This is a genomic window from Nocardia sp. NPDC050697, assembly GCF_040654395.1.
In the GTDB taxonomy this organism is placed as follows: domain Bacteria; phylum Actinomycetota; class Actinomycetes; order Mycobacteriales; family Mycobacteriaceae; genus Nocardia.
Window position 1 is genome coordinate 347,632 of sequence record NZ_JBFAHY010000007.1, and the last position, 4,989, is coordinate 352,620.

Consider the following 4,989-nt stretch of genomic DNA (forward strand, 5'->3'; position numbering starts at 1 on the left):
GAGGTACGGGGATGACCAGGGTATTGATCGCGGGAGCGAGCATCGCGGGGCCGGCGCTGGCGCACTGGCTGCACCGATGGGGTGCGGAGGTCACCGTGGTCGAGCGCGCCCCCGAGCTGCGGCCCGGCGGGCAGGCGGTCGATGCCCGCGGGGTGACGAAGGAGGTCATCCGCCGGATGGGGCTGGACGCCGCCGTGCGCGCGGCGAGCACCGAGACGGCGGGTGCGCACACCGTGGACGCGGACGGCAACGTGCTGGAGACCTTCCGCGCGGAGGACGACGGCGGCGACGGGTACATCTCGGATATCGAGATCCTGCGCGGTGACCTGTCCCGCGTGCTCTACGACGCCACCCGCGACGGTGTCGAGTACCTCTTCGGCGACCGGATCACCCGGCTCACCCAGGACGCCGACGGCGTCGACGTGGTCTTCGAGAGCGGCACGAACCGCCGCTTCGAGCTGGTGATCGGGGCGGACGGGCTGCACTCCTCGCTGCGCGCCCTGGTCTTCGGCCCGCACGAGCAGTTCGTCCGGCACCTCGGGCACATGCTCGCCTTCTACAGCGTGCCGAACGAGTTCGGGCTGGACCGCTACCTCCTCGACCACCAGGAGCCGGGCCGCTCGGCCGGGCTGCGCCCCATCCGGGACGCCACCCAGGCGATGGCCATCTTCGCCTTCGCGGCGCCCGGCTTGGAGGTCGACCACCGCGATATCGAGGCGCAGAAGCGGCTGCTGCGCGAGCGCATGACCGGGCTCGGCTGGGAGACCGAACGCATCCTCGCGCACCTCGACGACGCGCCGGACTTCTACCTGGACCAGGTTGCCCAGGTGAAGATGGAGCGCTGGTCGCGCGGGCGCGTCGGGCTGCTCGGGGACGCGGCGTTCAGCTCGTCACCGCTCTCCGGGCAGGGCACCGGGCTGGCCTTGGTCGGCGCGTACCTCCTGGCCGGGGAGCTGGCCGCCGCCGACTGGGACCCGGAAGCCGGGTTCGCCGCCTACGAGCGGCGGATGCGGCCGTTCGTCGAGGCCAACCAGGAGATCGGGCGGCTGCACGCGAGCAGCAAGGATGTCCCGCCCCCACCGGAGCCGGAGTGGGACTTCGAGCTGATCAATCGCGCCATCAACGGTGTCGAGCTGCCCGACTACGACCCGGTCAGCGCGCGGTAGGCGCGACCCGCTGCAGAATCCGCAGCGAACCGGAGTGCCCGACCTCGCGGAACTCCCCGCTCTCCAGCGCCCGGCAGTAGATCTCGTACGGCGGGCGCCCCCCGTCGGCGGGGTCGGGGAAGACGTCGTGGATCGCCATGACCCCGCCCTCGGCGACCCACGGCGCCCAGCCTTCGTAGTCGCGGTGCGCTGCCTCGCTGGAGTGCCCGCCGTCGACGAAGAGGAAGGCGATGGGGGTGCGCCAGGTGGCGGCGACGGTCGGTGAATCGCCGACGATGGCGAGCACCCGGTCGGTGAGCCCGGCCTTCACCACGGCCCGGCGGAAGGTCGGCAATGTGTCGAAACGGCCGGTCTCGGCGTCGACCAGCGAGCTGTCGTGATATTCCCAGCCGGGCTGATGCTCTTCCGAACCCTGGTGGTGATCGATGGTGTAGAGCACCGCGTCGATTTCCCGTGCGGCGGCACCAAGCAGAATTGCGGACTTTCCGCAATAGGTTCCGATCTCCACCATCACGGCACCCGCGGCGAATTGTTTCGCGGCCTCGAACAGCGCGCGCCCCTCGTGTTCCGGAAGAAAGCCGGGAACCTTCTGCGCGAAAGCGAACAACTCCTCGGTCGTGCGTGCTCCCAGGGTGTTGACCGGTGCCATTGTGACCTGTCTCTCCACTCGTTGACCTGCGGTGACGCCACTCGGGCGAGTTGATCCCACCCGGTGTTCAGAGTATCATCCAGACACATGTCCGATGGCGATTCCAAAATCCTCGAAGCGACCCGCAGGCGCCTCACCGGGAAGCAAGCCGAAACGGTCGAGAAGCTCACGACATCGGCCATGACGGTGCTCGCGCGCGAGGGTTTCGCCGGGATGACCATCCGTATGGTAGCCGCAGGCGCCGGGGTCGGGACGGCCACCGCCTACACCTATTTCTCCTCCAAGGAGCACCTGGTCGCGGAGATATTCTGGCGCCGCCTGCGCACCTCGCCCTCGCCGGTGAGCGACGACGCCGACCCCGTCGTGCGGGTGCTCGCCGAACTCCGCAATATCGCGCTGCTGGTCGCGGACGAGCCGGAATTCTCCGGCGCGGTCACCAGCGCGCTACTCGGGCGCGATCCGGATGTGCAGCACCTGCGGCTGCGCATCGGCGTCGAGATCCGCAACCGGCTCACCGGCGCGCTTGCCCCGAACGCGGATGCCGAGATCGTGGAATCGCTGGAGCTGCTCTATGCCGGTGCCCTGGTGCGCGCGGGCATGGGGTACGAATCGTATTCCGAGATCGCCGAGCGCATCGAGCGCTCCGCCAAGCTCATCCTGCGCTGAAAAGGACGTTCATGGACAAGCCCCGCCTGCTCGACTCCGCCCTGGTCGGGACGGTCATGAAATACGGGTCGCGGGCGAATGCCTGGATCTATCGCCGCACCAACGGCAAGGTCGGCGGCAGCTGGCGGGTGGGGGCGGGGTTCCGCAAGCCGGTGCCGACGCTGCTGCTCGAGCACACCGGGCGCCGCTCCGGCAAGACCTTCACCGCACCGCTGCTCTACATCACCGACGGGGCCGACATCGTGGTGGTGGGGTCGCAGGGCGGGAAGGCCGACCATCCGCAGTGGTACCTGAATCTGCTCGCGCATCCGGCGGCGCACGTGCAGATCGGCTCGGAGCGCAGGGCCGTGGTCGCGCGGGCCGCCGATGATGCCGAGCGGGAGCGGTTGTGGCCGCGGCTGGTCGAGGCGTATGCGGATTTCGACACCTATCAGTCGTGGACGCAGCGGCGGATTCCGGTCGTGCTGCTCAGCCCGGCCTGATTTCGCTCGGCTCGAGCCGAGGGGTTGGCCTTTGGCGCGGGCACGCTGCACGGTGGAGTGATGCTGCCCGTGCTGGATCTCGCCGCCGACCCGGCCACGCTTCGCCCCGCCCTGCGCGAGGCCGCGCACTCCCCCGGGTTCTTCTACCTGGTCGGGCACGGGGTGCCGGACGAGGAGATCAGCGGGATTCTCGCGCTGGCGCGTGCGTTCTTCGCACTGCCTGATGCGGCGAAGGCCGAGATCAGCCAGTTGAAGAGTCCGCAGTTCCGCGGGTATTCGCGGCTCGGGGGTGAGCTGACGAACGGTGCGGTGGACTGGCGGGAGCAGGTCGATATCGGGCCGGAGCGGGCGGTGATTCCCGGCGCCTCCGGTTATCTGCGGTTGCAGGGGCCGAATCTGTGGCCGTCCGCGCTGCCCGCCTTCCGGCCCGCGTTCGAGCGGTGGGACGCGCTGCTCGCCGAGGTCGGGTTGCGGTTGCTGCGGCACTGGTCGGTGTCGCTCGGGGCCGCCGAATCGCACTTCGACGCCGCGTTCGCTCGCGAACCGGCCACGTTGATCAAGGTGGTGCGCTATCCGGGCAGTGCCGAGAATCCGCAGGGTGTGGGGGCGCACAAGGATTCCGGGGTGCTGACGCTGCTGCTCGTCGAGCCCGGGTCGCGCGGGTTGCAGGTCGAAGGGGCCGATGGGCGCTGGATCGGCGCCGATCCGCTGCCGGGGGCGTTCATCGTCAACATCGGTGAGCTGCTCGAAGTCGCCACCGGCGGATACCTCCGCGCCACCCGCCACCGCGTGCTCGCCCCCGCTCCCGGCGCCGACCGGATCTCCATTCCGTACTTCCTGAATCCCGCGCTCGATACTCGCATCCCGGTGATCACGCTTCCGCCGGAGCTGGCCGCGCTGTCCCGCGGGGTGGAGGCGGATCCGGGGAATCCGATCTTCGATACCTACGGGGCGAATGCTTGGAAGTCGCGGGTTCGGGCGCATCCGGATGTGGCGCTGCGGCACCACGGAATCGAGCCGATTCAGCGGCCGTGACGTCGCTGTATGGTATCGCGGGCTGCGGCTGGGATCGGAAGACGGTGACTGTCATGGCTGAGCTGCCTGATCACACCCACTACGCCTACCGCGTGCTGTGGTCCGCGGAAGACGCCGAGTTCGTCGGCCTGTGCGCGGAGCTGCCCTCGCTCTCGTGGCTAGCCGGTACGCAGGAGGAGGCGCTGGCCGGCATCCGCGACCTGGTTTCGGACACCGTGGCGGATTTTGGCGAACGGTGAGGTGTTGCCGCAGCCGCTGGCGGAGCGGAAGTACAGCGGGAAGTTCATGGTCCGGGTCTCGGCGGAGCTGCACGCGCGGCTGGTGCGGGAGGCGGCGGAGATGAATGTGTCGCTCAATCAGCTGGCGGGGCAGCGGCTGGCGGCGAGCTGATAGATGAGTGGGCGGGGGGAGAACGGGTAGGGGCTGGGGGTGCAGACATTTCTGCCCTACCCCGACTTCACCGCGACCGCTCGCGTGCTGGATGTGAAGCGGCTGGGGAAGCAGCGGGTGGAGGGGATTCAGGTGGTGCGGGCGCTGACGGTGCCGGGGTACGGGTGGCGGCATCATCCGGCGGCGGCCATGTGGGCGGGGTACGAGGAGGCGCTGGTCCGGTACGGGCTGGATGTGTGTGCGGTGTGGGTGGAACTGGGGCACGCGGATAGCTGTGCGGCGACGATGGTGCGGGATCTGGCGGAGGGGACGGGGATCGTCGCGCCGCGCTCGCAGACGGAGTTGGAGCGCGCGGGTGAGTTGCCGCCGTGGCTGGGGGACGAGGCGTTTCACCGGAGTCATCAGGCGGCGCTGGTGCAGAAGGATCCGGAGTTCTATCGGGTGCGGTTCCCGGAGGTGCCGGATGATCTGCCGTATGTGTGGCCGGGGTCGGATCGGCCGCGCCGGGTGCCGGTGAGCGCGCCGGCCCGCGCGAAGCCGTAGTCGAAGCGCCCGCGCTTCGCATCCCCGCGGCCCCGCGCGAGACGGGGCCGCGGGCAGC

The 4,989-nt window shown here is 69.7% G+C and carries 6 protein-coding genes and 1 pseudogene; 6 read left to right on the forward strand and 1 reads right to left on the reverse strand.

Features of this window, described 5'->3' with window-relative positions; all coding sequences use genetic code 11:
• The first annotated feature begins 11 nt into the window (after positions 1–11).
• Positions 12–1,166: an FAD-dependent monooxygenase gene (locus AB0H71_RS24950; RefSeq protein WP_357025405.1), complete on the forward strand. Its 1,155-nt coding sequence runs from the start codon at positions 12–14 to the stop codon at positions 1,164–1,166.
• On the opposite strand, the gene AB0H71_RS24955 is transcribed toward AB0H71_RS24950, so the two are convergent.
• Positions 1,153–1,815, reverse strand: a complete 663-nt coding sequence (locus AB0H71_RS24955) for a class I SAM-dependent methyltransferase (RefSeq protein ID WP_357025408.1) — start codon at positions 1,813–1,815, stop codon at positions 1,153–1,155. The genes AB0H71_RS24950 and AB0H71_RS24955 overlap by 14 nt on opposite strands.
• Positions 1,816–1,902: 87 nt before the next feature.
• Here AB0H71_RS24955 and AB0H71_RS24960 point away from each other — a divergent pair, with 87 nt between their 5' ends.
• From AB0H71_RS24960 to AB0H71_RS24980, 5 genes and pseudogenes are all read left to right on the forward strand, one after another.
• Entirely contained in the window at positions 1,903–2,481 is a 579-nt protein-coding gene (locus AB0H71_RS24960; RefSeq protein WP_357025411.1) for a TetR family transcriptional regulator, read from the forward strand.
• A gap of 11 nt (positions 2,482–2,492) precedes the next feature.
• Complete coding sequence (locus AB0H71_RS24965; RefSeq protein ID WP_357025413.1) at positions 2,493–2,963, forward strand: nitroreductase family deazaflavin-dependent oxidoreductase; 471 nt, start codon at positions 2,493–2,495, stop codon at positions 2,961–2,963.
• Between the two features lie 60 nt (positions 2,964–3,023).
• Positions 3,024–3,998: a 2-oxoglutarate and iron-dependent oxygenase domain-containing protein gene (locus tag AB0H71_RS24970; protein ID WP_357025416.1), complete on the forward strand. Its 975-nt coding sequence runs from the start codon at positions 3,024–3,026 to the stop codon at positions 3,996–3,998.
• A 53-nt stretch (positions 3,999–4,051) separates the two neighbouring features.
• Positions 4,052–4,388: pseudogene (locus tag AB0H71_RS24975) on the forward strand (toxin-antitoxin system HicB family antitoxin).
• A 39-nt stretch (positions 4,389–4,427) separates the two neighbouring features.
• Positions 4,428–4,931, forward strand: a complete 504-nt coding sequence (locus AB0H71_RS24980; RefSeq protein WP_357025419.1) for an MSMEG_6728 family protein — start codon at positions 4,428–4,430, stop codon at positions 4,929–4,931.
• Positions 4,932–4,989 lie beyond the last annotated feature (58 nt).